We start from the raw sequence: 16193 nt of genomic DNA on the forward strand, positions 1-16193 counted from the left end.
GGCGTGGGTCTCAGCGCCTGGCATATTCGCGGAAGCCGCGGCCCGTCTTGCGGCCGAGGCACCCCGCGGCGACCAGGTGCTCGAGCAGCGGCGCCGGGGCCAGGCCCGGGTCGCGGAACTCGCGGTGCAGCACCTTCTCGATGGCGAGCGACACATCCAGGCCGACGACGTCCAGGAGCTCGAACGGCCCCATCGGGTAGCCGCCGCCCAGGCGCATCGCGGTGTCGATGTCGTCCAGGGACGCGTAGTGCTCCTGGACCATCTTGATCGCGTTGTTCAGGTACGGGAACAGCAGCGCGTTCACGATGAAGCCCGCCCGGTCCCCGCAGTCCACCGGGTGCTTGCGGATCTTCGCCGTGACCTCGCGGACCGTGGCGTGCACGTCGTCGGCGGTCAGGACCGTGCGGACCACCTCGACCAGCTTCATCGCCGGGGCCGGGTTGAAGAAGTGCATGCCGATCACGTCCTGCGGGCGCGAGGTCGCGCGGGCGCAGGCCACCACGGGCAGCGAGGACGTCGTCGTCGCCAGGACCGCGCCCGGCTTGCACACCTTGTCCAGGGTCTGGAACAGCTGCTGCTTGACCTCCAGGTCCTCCGCGACCGCCTCCACCGCCAGGTCGACCTCGGCGAACGCGTCGAGCGACCCCGCCGGGGTGATCAGCGCGAGCGTCGCGTCGGCCTGCTCCTGCGCCATCCGGCCCTTGGTGACGGAACGCGAAAGCGACTTGCCGATACGGGACTTGGCGGCGTCGGCCTTCTCCTGGCTGCGCGCCGCGAGCACCACCTCGTACCCGGCCTTCGCGAACACCTCGGCGATGCCGGACGCCATCGTGCCCGAGCCGGCCACGCCCACCGAGCGCACCTCGCGGCCCTGCGCGCCGTCCGCCGCGGCGGCCGGGGTGAGCGCGTCCGGCACGACCTCGGCGCTGCCTGCTTCCGCGTACGTGTAGAAGCCGCGGCCCGCCTTGCGGCCGGTCAGGCCCGCCTCGCTGAGCTGCTTCAGGATCGGCGCGGGGGCGTGCAGCCGGTCCCGGGAGTCGGCGTACATCGCGTCCAGGACGGTGCGGGCCGTGTCGATGCCGATCAGGTCGAGCAGCGCGAGCGGGCCCATCGGAAGGCCGCAGCCCAGCTTCATCGCCGCGTCGATGTCCTCACGCGAGGCGTACCGGGCCTCGTACATCGCGGCCGCCTGGTTCAGGTAGCCGAACAGCAGCCCGTCCGCGACGAAACCGGGGCGGTCGCCGACCGAGACCGGCTCCTTGCCGAGGTCCACCGCCAGCGCCGTGACCGCCTCGACGGCCTGCGGCGCGGTCAGCACCGACGAGACCACCTCGACCAGCTTCATCGCCGGCGCCGGGTTGAAGAAGTGCAGGCCGATCACGCGCTCCGGCTTCGCCGAGTCGGCGGCGAGACGGGTCACGGACAGCGCGTTGGTGCCGGTCGCGAGGATCGCGTCGGGCCGGACGATCGCGTCGAGCTCGCGGAAGACCTGGCTCTTGATCTCGTACGACTCCGGCACCACCTCGATGACCAGGTCGGCCTCGGCGGCGGCCTGCAGGTCGGTGAAGGTGCGGAAGCGGGAGAGCGCGCCCTGCCGCTCCTGCTCGGTGAGGCGCTCGCGGGCGACGGCACGGGCGGTCGAGGCTTCGAGGGCGCCGACGGCCTGCGCGGCGGCCACCTCGCTGATGTCGATGCCGATGACCTCGCGGCCGGCCCGGGCAAGGACCTCGGCGATCCCGGTGCCCATGGTGCCGAGGCCGACGACGGCGACGGTGTGCAGAGGGGTACGGTCCATCGCGGACTCCAGAGGGTGAGAGTGACGACTGAGAGGGCGCACGTCCGCGCGGGCCCCGCCGGGAGAGGGAGCGGCGAAAGGGCGAACTGCGTCGCGGCGTGCGGGAGTTGGTGTCGTGGTCCGGGCCGCCGCACGGGAGGCGGCGGATCCGGTGAGGTGAAGCTGAGGTGAAGCGACGGGCCCTGTCCCTGGGCCGCGCCGTACTCGTGCTGTACCGAGCCGAACCGACTTGTCCTCGGCGGCTGCGTCACCAGGCCGCCGAGAGATGCGGGCTGTGACCCGCTCTTATGAGCTTAACCAGCGGGTAACGAGCGCGCCAGTCCTGGAGCCGTGTGACCTGGATCGCCCCCGGACGCCCTCTCCTGGCGAAGCCCGACGATCGCTACGCTGAGCTGCATGGACGACGAGTTGCGAGCGCTCACGGAACGTTTACGGAAAGAGGCCGCGCAGGGACCGGACTCGTCGGGGTCCGCGCGCTTCGAGCGGCTGCGGACGACGAGCGACCTCGACGAGCTGGCGGAGGTGCTCACCGCGCCCGGACAGCCGTTGTGGGCACGGGAGTTGGCCGCGTTCCGGCTCGGCTGCGCGGGAGAGCGGCGGGCCTTCGAGTCGCTCGTACTGCTGCTCAACCACCGCGACCCGGAGCGCTGCGCGAGTGCCGCGCAGGCGTTGGCCCGGCTCGGCGACCCGCGTACGGCCCGGGCGGCGGCCGCGCTCGCCACGAACGAACTCCGCGTCGCGTACGCGCTTCATCCGGTGCGGCTGCTGACCGTGCTGCGCGCACCCGAGTCGGCGCCGGCGCTCATCACGGCCCTGAAGCGCCGGCTCTCCTCCCCGCACGATCCGTACTGGCGGATCGCGCTCGCCTGCGTCGAGGGGTTGGGGGCGCTCGCCGACAAGCGGGCGGTGCCCGTTCTGGATGCGGCGCGCACCCATCCCCGGCTCGCGGCGGCTGCGGTTGCGGCGTTGGCGCGGATGGGGGAGGGGTAGTTCTTCTCCCCTGCCCGCCCCTTCCCGAAAGGCTGCGCCGCCAGTGGTTCGGCTGTCCCGCTGTCGTGGCTGGTCGCGCAGTTCCCCGCGCCCCTCACGGGGCGCGCGTGTAGCGCACCTCCGGTACCTGCACCCCCTGGATCTCGAACATCTCCTCCGCGCCGTCCGGCTCGAAGCCCGCGTGGGCGTAGAAGCGGCGGGCGCGGGCGTTGTCGCGGAGGACCCACAGGCGGACGTGGGGCGTCGTGCAGCGGGCCAGGACCTCGGTCATCAGGGCGCGGCCCGCTCCCGTGCCGAGGTGGGCGGGGTGGACGTACAGCGCGTACAACTCCGTGTCCGTGGGCGGGAGATCGCTGTCGCGGTACGGGCCGAAGCTCGCCCAGCCCACCACCGACCCGGCGCGCTCGGCGACCAGGCCGACCACCGCCGGGTCGCCGCGCGCGTGCCGTTGGCGGCAGCGTTCCGTGTCGGCGGCGACGTCCATCGCGTCCAGGTAGGGCTGCGGGACGAGGCCCGCGTACGCGAACTGCCAGCCGCGTACGCGTATCTCGGCCACCGCGGGGCAGTCGGCGGAGGTCATCTGCCGTACGGATACGGATGCGGGTGCGTCGTCCATGGACGCACCCTAGGGCCCGGTGTCAGCGGTGGCGGCCGATCAGGCCGTGCAGGGCGAGGCCCTTGCGGTTGTCCGACGTGCGCTTCGCGTTCGGCTTCGCCTTCGCCGGCTTCGGGTCGGGCAGTGCGTCGCAGGTCGCGTCGGCGGCGGTGTGGCCGCGGCCGCGCGGGACCTTCCCGGTGGCGAGGTAGTCCGCCAAGTGCCGGTCCAGGCAGGCGTTTCCGCTGAGCGTGACACCGTGGTTGCCGCCGCCCACCTCCACGACGAGGCTCGACCGGCGCAGCTTGCGGTGCAGTGTGACGGCGCCTTCGTACGGCGTCGCCGCGTCGTCGGTGGCCTGGAAGAGGAGGACCGGCGGGAGGTCGCGGTTCGTGACGTCCGGCGGGGTGAGGGGCGCGGTGGGCCAGAACGCGCACGGGGCGTTGTACCAGGCGTTGCTCCAGGTCATGAAGGGCGCCTTCGCGTGCGACCGCCAGTTGTCGGTGCGCCACGCGTTCCAGCTGCGCGGCCACGGCGCGTCCCGGCACTCCACCGCCGCGTACACCGCGTACCCGTTGTCGCCCGCCGCGTCCACGGCGCCGAGGTTCTTGTACGCGGCGACCAGCGGCGTGGTCTTCCGGTCGTTCACGTACGCCGCGAACGCCTCGGCGAGTTTCGGCCAGTAGCCGTTGAAGTAGCCGCCGGGGATGAAGGTGTCCTCCAGCTCGGCCGCGCCGACCCTGCCGCCCGCGGGCCGGTCGGCGAGCGCCGCCCGCATCGCGTACCACTTGCCCTCGACCACGGCCGGGTCGGCGCCGAGACCGTATGTCTCGTCGTGCCGGGCGACCCAGGCGGCGAAGGCCTTGTGGCGGTCGTCGAAGGCGAGGTTCTGGTCGAGGTTGTCGCGGTACCAGACGCCGGTCGGGTCGACCACCGAGTCCAGGACGGCCCGGCGGACCCGCTTCGGGTGCAACTTGGCGTAGACGGCGCCGAGATGGGTGCCGTACGAGTAGCCGAAGTAGTTGATGCGGTCGGCGCCGAGTGCCTTGCGGATGAGGTCCATGTCGCGGGCGGCGCTCACCGTGTCGAGGTGCTTGAGGAGCGGCCCGTACTTCTTGTCGCAGGCGCGGGCGAAGGCGCGGACGCGCTCCAGGTTGGCCTGCTCGACGCCCTTGCCGATGGGCACGGTGTCCGGGCGGACCGGGTCGAAGTGGCCGGGGCGGCAGTCGACGGCGGGCCGGGACGCGCCGACGCCGCGCGGGTCGAAGCCGATCACGTCGTACTGCGCGGCCACCTTGCGCGGCAGTGCGCCCGCGACGAACCCGGCGAGGCCGCGGCCGCTGCCGCCGGGGCCGCCCGGGTTGACGAGGAGCGGGCCCTGGTGGCGGGCGCGGTCGGTGCCGGGGACGCGGGACAGGGCGAGCGTGATCTTCCGGGCGTCGGGGCGCCGGTGGTCGAGCGGGACGCGCAGGGATGCGCACTGCAGGGTCGGGTACTTCTTCGTGGCGCAGTCCCTCCACGTGAGGGAGGGGTGGGCCGCGGGGGCGGTCGCCCCGCGGGCTGCGGGGGTGCCCGCGGCGGACGGTTGCGCCGAGAGCAGTCCGGCGGCTGCGGCGAGCGCGCCGAGCAGCGCGACGGCACGAGTTCTCATCTGGTCTCCCGAGGCGGAGTCGGGGCTGTGCGTGCCACAGCCCGCTGCCGCATGCTCTCGGAAATACCGTCAGAAAGCGTGCTTTGTCAGGGATGTTGACCCGAAGGGGCTCTCGTGGCCCCCGGGTGTTCTGTGGTGAGCCCGGCGTTCCCGTGGTGCGCCTCAGAGGAGCGTGAGCTGGGTGCCCTCCTCCCGGCGGCTCTCCTCGGGGGCGGGCGTCCGGGCGGGCGTGATCCGTCGTGTCGCGGCCGAGGAGCGGGGGCCGATGCCGTACTCCTGCGCCAGCTCGTGCACGTACCGGGTGATGCGCCGTTGGTACCACTTCGGCGCGTAGGCCCCGTCCGCGTACAGCCGTTCGTAGCGGCGTACGAGATGGGGGTGGTGCTCGGCGAGCCAGGTCATGAACCACTCGCGGGCGCCGGGGCGCAGGTGGAGCACCAGCGGGGTGACGGAGGTGGCGCCGGAGGCGGCGATCGCCCGGACGGTGGCGCGGAGTTGGTCGGGGGAGTCGCCGAGGAACGGGATCACCGGGGCCATCAGGACGCCGCAGCCGATGCCGTGCTCGGTGAGCGTGCGGACCACGTCGAGGCGGCGCTCGGGGGCGGGGGTGCCGGGCTCGACCGTGCGCCACAGCTCCCGGTCCGTGAAGCCGACGGAGACCGAGATGCCGACCTCGGTGACTTCGGCGGCCTGCACGAGGAGGTCGAGGTCGCGCAGGATCAGCGTGCCCTTCGTGAGGATCGAGAAGGGGTTCGCGTGGTCGCGCAGGGCCGCGATGATGCCGGGCATCAGCCGGTACTTGCCCTCGGCCCGCTGGTAGCAGTCGACGTTGGTGCCCATCGCGATGTGCTCGCCGTGCCAGCGCGGCGAGGCGAGCTGCCGGCTGAGCAGCTCGGGGGCGTTGACCTTCACCACGATCTGCGAGTCGAAGCCGAGCCCGGTGTCGAGGTCCAGATAGCTGTGCGTCTTGCGGGCGAAGCAGTAGACGCAGGCGTGGGTGCAGCCGCGGTACGGGTTCACCGTCCACTCGAACGGCATGCGGGAGGCGCCGGGCACCCGGTTCACGATCGACTTCGCCCGGATCTCGTGGAACGTGATGCCCCGGAACTCGGGCTGGTCGTATGTGCGGGTGGTCACGGCGTCCGCGCCGAACAGCGCGGCGTCGTCGGCGGTCAGGTTGTCCCAGCGCATGGGCGCCTCCTCGGTAGCACTGAGCACAGAATAGAACAAGCGTTCCCATGATCGTGCGAGGCGGCAGGAGCTAGGCTGGTTCGGCGTTTGCCTAAAGGTCTTAGGGAGATGCACTATGGGCTTAGCAAATGGCTGGATTCACCTGGAGGAACCGTGGTCGTCCGCCCCGGTCTGAGCGCCGAACGCCTGGTCCGCGCCGGAGCCGAACTCGCCGACGAGGTCGGCTTCGAGCACGTCACCGTCTCCGAGCTGGCCCGGCGCTTCGACGTGAAGGTCGCGAGCCTCTACTCGCACGTCCGCAACTCCCACGACCTCAAGACCCGGATCGCCCTGCTCGCCCTCGACGAACTCGCCGACCGCGCCGCCGACGCCGTCGCCGGACGCGCCGGCCGGGACGCCCTGACCGCCTTCGCCGCGGCCTACCGCGCCTACGCCGTCGAGCACCCCGGCCGGTACACCGCCGCCCGCTTCCCGCTCGACCCCGAGACCGCCGCCGCGAGCGCCGGACCCCGCAACGCCCGCCTCACCCGCGCCGTCCTGCGCGGCTACGGCCTGACCGAACCCGCCGAGACCCACGCCGTACGACTGCTCGGCAGCGTCTTCCACGGATTCGTGAGCCTGGAGACGGCAGGCGGATTCAGCCACAGCGCGCCACCCGCCGAGGAGACCTGGACCTGGATCCTCGACTCCCTCGACGCACTCCTGCGCGCCGACACCACCCCCCAGCGAACGATCGAGGCAGACCCCTCATGAGCACCGCCCGCCCCTTGACCGCCACGCCCATCTCCGCCGAACTCGTCTGCGGCGCACTGGAGTTGGAGCCCACCGCGCACGGACTCCTGCCGCACCGGCTGCCCGCCCGCGCCCGGCGGCAGATCTCCGACGGCCAGACCGCCATGGCCGAGGCCCAGCCCTCCGGCGTACGCCTCGCCTTCCGCACCGCCGCCACCGCGATCGAACTGGACACGCTGCCCACCAAGCGCGCCTACCGCGGCGTGCCCGGCCCGGCCCCGGCCGACGGCGTGTACGACCTGGTCGTCGACGGCCGCCTCGCCGCGCAGGCCACCGTGACCGGCGGCAACCTCCTCACCGTCGACATGGCCGCCCAGACCTTCGAGCTCACCGAGGGCGCACCCGGCACCGCCCGCTTCACCGGACTCCCCGCGCGCGAGAAGGACGTCGAGATCTGGCTGCCGCACACCGAGCGCACCGAACTCGTCGCCCTCCGCGCCGACGCACCCCTCGCGCCGCTGCCCGACCGCGGCCGCAAGGTGTGGCTGCACCACGGCAGCTCCATCAGCCACGGCTCCAACGCCACGCACCCGACCGGGACCTGGCCCGCCCTCGCCGCCGCGCACGCCGGCGTCGACCTGATCAACCTCGGCCTCGGCGGCTCGGCCCTGCTCGACCCGTACACCGCACGCGCGCTGCGGGACACCCCCGCCGACCTGATCAGCCTCAAGCTCGGCATCAACGTCGTCAACGCCGACCTGATGCGGCTGCGCGCCTTCGCCCCGGCCGTGCACGGCTTCCTCGACACCATCCGCGAAGGGCACCCGACGACCCCGCTGCTCGTCGTCTCCGCCGTGCTCTGCCCCGTGCACGAGGACACCCCCGGCCCCCTCGCCCCCGACTTCGCCGACGGCACCGTGCGGTTCAAGGCCACCGGCGACCCCGCCGAGACCGCCGCCGGCCGCCTCACCCTGAACGTCGTACGCGCCGAGCTCGCCCGCATCGTCGCCGAGCGCGCCGCCGACGACCCGCACCTCGCCTACCTCGACGGCCGCGAACTGTACGGCGAGGCCGACCACGCCGAACTGCCGCTGCCGGACGCCGTCCACCCGAGCGGCGAGGCGCACCGCCGGATCGCCGAGCGGTTCACGGAGCTGGCCTTCGGGGCGGAGCACTCCTTCGGCCGCGCCGCGCGGGGTGTCGATTCCGCGGAGGCCCGTTCGACGCAAGGGTGAGAGCGGGAAAGGCCCGCACGGACCACAGGAGCACGCCATGCCCTCCGCCCCCACCGCCCGGACCCTCGACGTGCCCGGCGCGCACCTCCACCACGAGGTGCGCGGCACCGGCCCCCTCGTCGTGCTCGTCGGCGCCCCCATGGACGCCGAAGCCTTCGCGCCGCTCGCCGACCTGCTCGCCGTCGACCACACCGTCCTCACCACCGACCCGAGGGGCATCCGCCGCTCCACCCTCGACGACCCCGACCAGGACTCCACCCCGCAACTGCGCGCCGACGACCTCGCCCGCCTGATCGCGTACGCCGACGCCGGGCCCGCCGTCGTCTTCGGGTCCAGCGGCGGCGCCGTCACCGCCCTCGCGCACGCGCAGGCGCACCCCGAGCACGTCCGCGTCGTGATCGCGCACGAGCCGCCGCTCGACGAGCTGCTCGACGAACGGGCCGAACTCCGCGCCCGCACCGAGGAGATGATCTCCACGTACCTCGCCGGGGACGTGCTCGGCGCCTGGCGTGCCTTCTTCGCCACGGCCGGATTCGAGCTGCCGGACGCCGTCCTGCACGAGATGTTCGGCGGCGAGCGCGCACCGCAGCAGGTCGCGGACGAGCGGCGCTGGTTCGCCCACGAACTCCGGCACACCGTCGCCTGGCTGCCCGACGTCGAGGCGCTGCGGGCCCTCGGCCCCCGCCTGGTCGTGGCGATCGGCGAGGAATCGGCGGGCCGGCTCTGCGACCGCACGTCCCGCGCCCTCGCCGCGGCCCTCGGCAGCGAGCCGGTCCTGTTCCCCGGCGGCCACACGGGGTTCGCGGAGGACCCGGAGGCCTTCGAACCGCGGCTCCGGAAGCTCCTCTCCCCGCTGTGAGGCCACCGCCCGCCTCCGGCGTGCAGGCCGCGGGCGCGCGACCCCTCGTACGCCGGGTCGCGCCCCCGGCCCCCGTCCGGGCGGGCCGGGACGACGCGTCACAATGGGTACGCAGCACCCCGGAATCCCCCGACAGCAAGCAGTGGAGGAAGTGCCATGGCACAGGTCGAAGCCGTGACCGAGCGGATCATCGCGGCGGACCCGGACGATGTCTTCGACGCGCTCGCCGACTACAAGGACGTGCGCCCGAAGGTGCTGCCCGAGCACTTCAGCGAGTACGAGGTCCGCGAGGGCGGCGACGGCGAGGGCTCCCTCGTCCACTGGAAGCTCCAGGCCACCAGCAAGCGCGTCCGCGACTGCCTCCTCGAGGTGAGCGAGCCGACCGACGGGCAGCTCGTCGAGAAGGACCGCAACTCCTCGATGGTCACCACGTGGACCGTCACCCCCGCGGGTGAGGGCCGCGCCAAGGTCGTCGTATCGACCGTGTGGAACGGCGCGGGCGGCATCGGCGGCTTCTTCGAGAAGACCTTCGCCCCCAAGGGCCTCGCCCGGATCTACGACGCGCTCCTCGGCAAGCTCGCCGCCGAGGTCGAGAAGTAGGACCCGCGCCGACCGCCGCGGCCGGCCGGACGTGACCGTTCCGGCCGGCCCGCCGCGGCACCCCCTTCCGGCCCGCCGCGTGGCCCCTTCCCGTGCCGCCGCGACACCCTTCCCTGGCGCGCGCACCCCCGCGCATCCCTCGCACCCCTCAACTCCCGCCCCCGCCCTGTCACTTGTTCGGGTGGTTTCCCGTGCGCCCCGGGCGCGCTCCCCGCGCGCGTCCCGTATCCGTGCCGCGCCTCAAACCCCGAGGTCCGCCGGGTGCGGCCACCGCTCAACTCCGGTACGGGAAGCGGTCGTAGGCCCTCTTTGAAGCGATCAGTTCAGTTGCCCGAAGTTGTCGCGTAATGCGAGAAATGGGCGGCGCGACCGGGCGCTGATGAGGGGAGCGGTACGTGCGTGGGACGACGCTGGTGCAGGGCGAGCAGGCCCCCGAGGCCGCACCCGGAGCGGAACAGGCCCCACCGCCCCCGCCCGCCGACCCCGGAACCGCGCCCCACGCCGCGCCCGAGCTGAGCCCCCGCCGGGTCCGCCTCGTCTTCGCCGGGCTCATGCTCGCCCTGCTGCTCGCCGCCCTGGAGCAGATGATCGTCGCCACCGCGCTGCCGAAGATCGTCGGCGAGCTGCACGGCCTCGACAAGATGTCCTGGGCGATCACCGCGTACCTCCTGACCGCCACCATCGGACTGCCGATCTACGGCAAGCTCGGCGACCTGCTCGGCCGCAAGAGCGTCTTCCAGTTCTCGATCGTGGTCTTCATCATCGGCTCCGCGCTCGCCGGCTGGTCGCGGACCATGGACGAGCTCATCGCCTTCCGCGCCGTCCAGGGCATCGGCGCGGGCGGCCTCATGATCGGCGTGCAGGCGATCATCGCCGACATCGTCCCGCCCCGCGAACGCGGCCGCTACATGGGCGTGATCGGCGCCGCCTACGGCCTCGCCTCCGTCGCCGGGCCCCTGCTCGGCGGCTTCTTCACGGACCACGCGAGCTGGCGCTGGTGCTTCTACATCAACGTGCCCTTCGGCCTCCTCACCCTCGCCGTCATCGCCGTCGTGCTGAAGCTGCCCAAGCCCGCCGTCAAGCCCCGCTTCGACGTCCTCGGCGCGCTGTTGCTCGCCGCGGCCTCAACCTGCCTGGTGCTGCTGACCAGTTGGGGCGGCACCGAGTACGAGTGGGGCGACCGGGTCATCGTCGGGCTCGGGGTCGGGGCCGTGCTGTCGACCGTGCTGTTCCTCGTCGTCGAGCGCTTCGCCGCCGAACCCCTCATCCCGCTGCGGCTGTTCCGCGACCGCACGTTCAACATCACCGGGCTCGTCGGGGCCATCGTCGGCGTCGGCATGTTCGGCGCGGCCAGCTATCTGCCGACCTTCCTGCAGATGGTCGACGGCGCCACCGCCACCGAGTCCGGACTCCTGATGCTGCCGATGATGTTCGGCATCGTCGCCGCCTCCATCGTCTCCGGCCAACTCATCAGCCACACCGGCCACTACCGCCTCTACCCGATCGTCGGCGGCGCCGCGTCGGCCGTCGGCATGTGGCTGCTCTCCCGCCTGGAGGCCGACACCCCACGCCTGGACTACAGCATCTGGATGGGCGTGCTCGGCATCGGCATCGGCCTGATCATGCCGGTCCTCATCCTCGCCGTGCAGAACGCCGTGCCGCCCGCCGACCTCGGCACCGCCACCAGCGCCAACAACTACTTCCGGCAGATCGGCGGCAGCGTCGGCGCCGCCGTCTTCGGCACCCTCTTCGCCGACCGCCTCGCCGACGCCCTCACCGGCCGACTCCCCGCCGGCGCCGACCTCCCCGACCCCGAGTCGATCACGCCCCAACTCGTCCACCAACTCCCCGAGCAGCTGCGCGAGGGCTACATCCAGGCGTACGCGGACGCCATGCCGCGGATCTTCCTGTACCTCGTGCCGGTCCTCGTACTCGGCCTGCTCATCGCCCTGTTCCTCAAGGAGACACCTCTGTTGTCCGCCAACCCGGCCGGCGCCGACCTCCAGAACGGCGCCGCGCCCGCAGAACCCACCGTCGCCGTGCCCGCCGCCCGCTCCGCCGGGCACACCGCGGGCGTGCCCGTCTGCGGCAGCGTCCAGCACTCCGACGGGACCAGCGTGCCGCGCGCCGCGCTCACCCTCATCGACGTCGCCGGACAGCAGATCGGCCGCGGCGCGAGCGGCGACGACGGGCGGTACGCGCTCGCCACCCCCGGCGCCGGCAGTTACGTCCTGATCGCCGCCGCGGGCGGGCACCAGCCGCAGGCCGTGTCCGTCACCGTCGGCGAGCGGCCCGTCGAGCTCGACGTCGTCCTCGGCGGCGCCGGACGCCTCGCCGGGACCGTCAGCACCGCCGACGGCAGCCCCGTACGGGACGCCGCCGTGACCCTCACCGACGTGCGCGGCGAGGTCGTCGCGAGCGCCCGCAGCGGACGCGAAGGGGGCTATGTCATCAGCGAGTTGGTGGCCGGCGAGTACACCCTCGCCGCCAGCGCGCCCGCCTTCCGCCCGGCCGCCGTCCCGGTCAGCGTGCAGGCCGCGCGCGAGACCCGGCAGGACATCGAACTCGCGGGCGGCGCCGTCCTGCGCGGCACCGTGCGGGCCACCGGCGGACGGGCCGTCGAGGACGCCCGCGTCACGCTGCTCGACGCCGCCGGGAACGTCGTCGACACCCTCACCACCGGACCGGACGGCACATTCCGCTTCGTCGACCTGTCCTCCGGCGAGTACACCGTGATCGCCGCGGGCTACCCGCCGGTCGCCACCGTGCTGCAGGTCGCCGGCGGCGGACGCACCGAACGCGACCTCCAACTCGGCCACGAGGACTGACGATCCGGACCCTCCCGCCGCACGTCACGGCAGGTGAGCCCGGCCGCCCGGACGGCGCCGGGCACAGGGGGCGCCGCCCGCGCAACCGTTCCGGCGCAAATTCCGGAGTTGCCGCACACCGGGGGCGCACCAGCCGTACCGTGGTGGTGGCGCAGATCTTCATGGGCGCCACGGGAAGGAGCCCAGACCATGGAGCGTGGCACTCCGGATGGGCCGGCGACGCAGTCAGCCGTCGCCGGCCGTATTCCGCTGGCCGTGGTCGTCGTGGACGGAGCGGGTCTCGTCTCGCACTGGAGCAGCGGCGCCCGCCGCCTGTTCGGGTACGCCAAGGACGAGGCGGTGGGTCGTCGCGCCGTCGACCTGCTGCCCGTGTCCGGCGCCCTGCCGGACGACTCCACGCCTTCGGGCGGCTCAGCGGACCCGGGTGAACTTCCGGGCGGTTACGACGAGTTGGGCCCCGACCTGGAAGCGTCCCTCGGCGGGCGCACCTCCTACCCGACCGCCGGCCGCGCCCGCCTCAGCGAACCCGGCCAGAGCCGGATCGACGTCCTGTGGTGGGCCTACCCGCTGGTGGGTCCCGGTCCCGAGCGGCTGCTCGTGCTCGCCGCCGACGCGGACAGCCTGTCCCCGGAGGCGCCCGAGGACGACGGCGCCGAACGCATCGCGCCCGGCTTCGCCCTGCACACCGAGTTCGCCGGGGCCGACGAGCTGGCCCGGCGGCTGCCCGAGATCCTGCCCAGCATGAGCGTCGGAGAGAGCGGCCGCATCGTCTCGCAGGTGCTCGAACTCGGCTACCCGGTCCTGGAGTTCAGCCAGCACGACCGGGTCCCCGTCACCCCTGACTGGGGCGTGCCCCGGCGCGCCGAGCGCAAGGCCCGGCGGCTGCGCGCCCAACAGGCCCTCGCCCAGGGCCGGCCCGTCGAACCCGAGGTGCAGGAGGACGCCGAGGACCTGGAGTACGCGGCGGTCCGCGAGCGCCTGGAATTCCTCAACGAGGTCAGCGGAGCCATTGGTTCCTCGCTCGACCTGTCGCAGACCATCCTCGAGGTCAGCCGCGCCGTCGTCCCCCGCTTCACCGACGTCGCGGGCACGTATCTGCGCGAACAGGTCGTGGCCGGCGAAGGCTTCCCCGAGGGGCCGCCGGACGAGACCACGCTGTGGCACCGCGTCGCCGTCGAGCACACCGACGAGCCCGGCCGGTGGGACGACGTCGTGCCCGTCGGCGAGTCCATGCCCTTCCCCGCGCACACCCCGTTCTTCCAGTGCATGACCTCCGGCCAGCCGGTGCTCGTGCCGCGCATCAGCGAGGAGATGGGCACCCGGATCGCGGCGCAGTTCGAGAAGCGCGACATCCGGCCACTGATCAACAACCGGTCGATGCTCGTCGTACCGCTGAAGGCGCGGAACGTCGTCCTCGGCTTCATGATCCTGCTGCGCCACCCCGAGCGCGTCGAGTTCAACGACATGGACCGCGTCACCGGCGCCGAACTCGCGGCGCGCGCCGGGCTCGTGCTCGACAACGCCCGCATGTACACGTACCAGGAGAACGTCGCCGAGACGCTCCAGGACAGCATGCTGCCGCACATCGCGCCGCGCATGTCAGGCTGCGACATCGCCACCCGCTACCTGCCGGGCACCCTCCTCGGCCGGGTCGGCGGCGACTGGTTCGACTCCGTGAAACTCCCCGGATCGCGCACCGCCCTCGTCGTCGGCGACGTGATGGGCCACGGCCTCAACTCGGCCGCGATGATGGGCCAGTTGCGCACGGCCGTGCAGACCATGGCCGCCCTCGACCTGCCGCCCGCCCAGCTCCTGCGCAACCTCGACGACCTGGCCCAACGCCTCGGCGAGCAGTACCTGGCCACCTGCCTGTACGCGGTCTACGACCCGATCGCCGGCGAGCTGCAGATCTCCAACGCCGGGCACATCCCGCCCGTCGTGGTCCGCGCCGAGGACGGCCGCAGCGAACTCCTCGAACTGCCCACCGGCGCCCCCATAGGCGTCGGCGGAGTCCCCTTCGAGACGGTCCGCGTGCCCGTCGCACCCGGCGACCGCCTCGTGATGTGCACCGACGGCCTGGTCGAGGTGCGCGGCGAGGACATCGGCGTCGGCCTCGCCACGCTCTGCGAATCGGCCGCCCACCCGGCCGCGTCCATGGACCAGGCCTGCGACACCATCATCCGTGCCCTGAACACTCGCGGCGGCCGCAAGGACGACGTCGCGCTCCTCATGGCCCGGCTCAACGGCATCGCCGCCGAGGACGTCGCCGACTGGCAGCTGAGCGTCGACCCCGCCGAGGCCGGCCGCGCCCGCCGCCTGGTCCGCGCCCAACTGCGCCGCTGGGGCCTCGAACCACTCGTGGAGACCGCCGAGTTGCTGGTCAGCGAAGTCGTCACCAACGCCGTACGGCACGCCCACGGCGAGCGGCTCGCGCTCCGCCTGGTACGCAGCGACGTCCTCCAGTGCGAAGTCGTGGACGACGAACACACCCTGCCCACACTGCGCAGCGCCGGACCACAGGACGAGTCCGGGCGCGGCCTCGCCGTGGTGAACGCCCTCGCCCGCGAGTGGGGAACGGCGCGCACCGGCGAGGGGAAGTCGGTGTGGTTCGAGCTGAGCTTGCCGCGCAGGCGTCGGTGAGGGTGCTTTCTCGTCGTACGTGAACGGGTGGGCGTGTACGTGAACCGACCGGCTTTCTCGTACGTGAACCCCTGGGCGTGCGTTCATGAACCGAGGGGCGCGCGTGCGCGTGCGCGGGTCGGACGATCGGTGAAGGAACGCGCCGGTGTCTTGTCGACGCCCCGGCTCCCGAGGTAGACCGAATTCCTACTGGACCACGGGCGTGGTCCCGCGGCACCTGGGGAGCGGATCATGAGCGTGACGAACACCTACAAGGCGGCCTGGGAAGGCTTCTGGAGCGAGGCCCCGCAGGAACAGGGCTCGGTGTTCTGGGACGCCGAACCCGCCGTCACCGCCGAACTCCATCTCGCCTCCTTCGAACCGCACTTGACCGCCGCCCACCTGCCGCTCGTCGACCTCGGCTGCGGCAACGGCACCCAGACCCGGTACTTCGCCGGACGGTTCGGCACAGTCGTCGGCACCGACCTGTCCGACGCCGCCGTCGAACACGCCCGCACCTCCGACCCCGAGGGCCTCGCCGACTACCGGCAGCTGGACGCCGCCGACCGGGACGGCGTGGCAGGGCTGCACGCCGAACTCGGCGACGCCAACGTCTACATGCGCGGCGTCCTGCACCAGTGCGGGCCCGCCGACCAGCAGCCCCTCGTCGACAACATCGCCACCCTCCTCGGCGAACGCGGCCGGGCTGTCGTGGTGGAACCCGCCGAGGCCGCGGGCGCGGCACTGCGGGCCCTCGCCCAAGGGCCCTCCGGCCCGCCGCCGAAGCTCGCGCCGGTCCTGCGGCACGGCATCGCGCCCGGCACCGTGCCCGACAGCGCCGTCCCCGAACTCTTCGCCGCGGCAGGCCTCGTGGTGCTCGCCGAAGGCCGACTCCCGCTCACCACCACCGACTTCGGGCCCGACGGCCGGCGCATCGAGCTGCCGTCCAACTGGTGGGTGGTGGGCGCGGGTTCCGTGCCCGCGTAACCCCCTGACCTGCCCTTTCCGGCATCGCGCAGGCTCGTGCGACCGCGTTGTCAGTGGTCGCAAGTATGTTCCTCGGTGTCCCCGCCGCTCTGGCTCGGGACAGTCCCTTGG

The 16193-nt window shown here is 72.9% G+C and carries 12 protein-coding genes; 8 read left to right on the forward strand and 4 right to left on the reverse strand.

Features of this window, described 5'->3' with window-relative positions; translation table 11 throughout:
- Positions 1 to 10: 10 nt before the first annotated feature.
- Positions 11 to 1795 (reverse strand): 3-hydroxyacyl-CoA dehydrogenase family protein, encoded by a 1785-nt coding sequence (locus ACIDOF_RS29395; RefSeq protein ID WP_409009172.1) that lies wholly within the window; start codon positions 1793 to 1795, stop codon positions 11 to 13.
- Positions 1796 to 2191: 396 nt separating this feature from the next.
- On the opposite strand from ACIDOF_RS29395, the gene ACIDOF_RS29400 reads away from it, so the two are divergent.
- The gene (locus ACIDOF_RS29400; RefSeq protein WP_409009173.1) at positions 2192 to 2785 is read left to right on the forward strand and encodes an adenylosuccinate lyase; all 594 of its coding nucleotides are present in this window, start codon (positions 2192 to 2194) and stop codon (positions 2783 to 2785) included.
- 94 nt (positions 2786 to 2879) lie between these two features.
- Here the strand turns inward: ACIDOF_RS29400 and ACIDOF_RS29405 are convergent, their stop codons facing one another.
- The 3 genes from ACIDOF_RS29405 to ACIDOF_RS29415 form a co-directional block, all read right to left on the reverse strand.
- Positions 2880 to 3401: a GNAT family N-acetyltransferase gene (locus ACIDOF_RS29405; protein ID WP_409009174.1), complete on the reverse strand. Its 522-nt coding sequence runs from the start codon at positions 3399 to 3401 to the stop codon at positions 2880 to 2882.
- Between the two features lie 22 nt (positions 3402 to 3423).
- Complete coding sequence (locus ACIDOF_RS29410; RefSeq protein ID WP_409009175.1) at positions 3424 to 5031, reverse strand: alpha/beta hydrolase; 1608 nt, start codon at positions 5029 to 5031, stop codon at positions 3424 to 3426.
- A gap of 162 nt (positions 5032 to 5193) precedes the next feature.
- Complete coding sequence (locus ACIDOF_RS29415) at positions 5194 to 6222, reverse strand: Rv2578c family radical SAM protein (protein ID WP_409009176.1); 1029 nt, start codon at positions 6220 to 6222, stop codon at positions 5194 to 5196.
- A gap of 153 nt (positions 6223 to 6375) precedes the next feature.
- Between ACIDOF_RS29415 and ACIDOF_RS29420 the strand changes: the two genes are divergently transcribed.
- The 7 genes from ACIDOF_RS29420 (at position 6376) to ACIDOF_RS29450 (ending at position 16082) form a co-directional block, all read left to right on the forward strand.
- Complete coding sequence (locus ACIDOF_RS29420; RefSeq protein ID WP_409009177.1) at positions 6376 to 6975, forward strand: TetR/AcrR family transcriptional regulator; 600 nt, start codon at positions 6376 to 6378, stop codon at positions 6973 to 6975.
- Positions 6972 to 8189, forward strand: coding sequence for a GDSL-type esterase/lipase family protein (locus tag ACIDOF_RS29425; RefSeq protein ID WP_409009178.1), 1218 nt, complete (start codon positions 6972 to 6974; stop codon positions 8187 to 8189). The genes ACIDOF_RS29420 and ACIDOF_RS29425 overlap by 4 nt, the downstream gene beginning before the upstream one ends.
- A gap of 37 nt (positions 8190 to 8226) precedes the next feature.
- Positions 8227 to 9048, forward strand: coding sequence for an alpha/beta fold hydrolase (locus ACIDOF_RS29430; RefSeq protein WP_409009179.1), 822 nt, complete (start codon positions 8227 to 8229; stop codon positions 9046 to 9048).
- 156 nt (positions 9049 to 9204) lie between these two features.
- The gene (locus ACIDOF_RS29435; protein WP_409009180.1) at positions 9205 to 9648 is read left to right on the forward strand and encodes an SRPBCC family protein; all 444 of its coding nucleotides are present in this window, start codon (positions 9205 to 9207) and stop codon (positions 9646 to 9648) included.
- A gap of 395 nt (positions 9649 to 10043) precedes the next feature.
- Positions 10044 to 12476 (forward strand): MFS transporter, encoded by a 2433-nt coding sequence (locus ACIDOF_RS29440; protein WP_409009181.1) that lies wholly within the window; start codon positions 10044 to 10046, stop codon positions 12474 to 12476.
- 189 nt (positions 12477 to 12665) lie between these two features.
- Positions 12666 to 15116, forward strand: coding sequence for a SpoIIE family protein phosphatase (locus ACIDOF_RS29445; protein ID WP_409009182.1), 2451 nt, complete (start codon positions 12666 to 12668; stop codon positions 15114 to 15116).
- A 231-nt stretch (positions 15117 to 15347) separates the two neighbouring features.
- Positions 15348 to 16082, forward strand: a complete 735-nt coding sequence (locus ACIDOF_RS29450) for a class I SAM-dependent methyltransferase (protein ID WP_409009183.1) — start codon at positions 15348 to 15350, stop codon at positions 16080 to 16082.
- The last annotated feature ends 111 nt before the right edge of the window (positions 16083 to 16193 follow it).

This window comes from Streptomyces sp. Da 82-17, from assembly GCF_046098215.1.
Classification (GTDB): domain Bacteria; phylum Actinomycetota; class Actinomycetes; order Streptomycetales; family Streptomycetaceae; genus Streptomyces.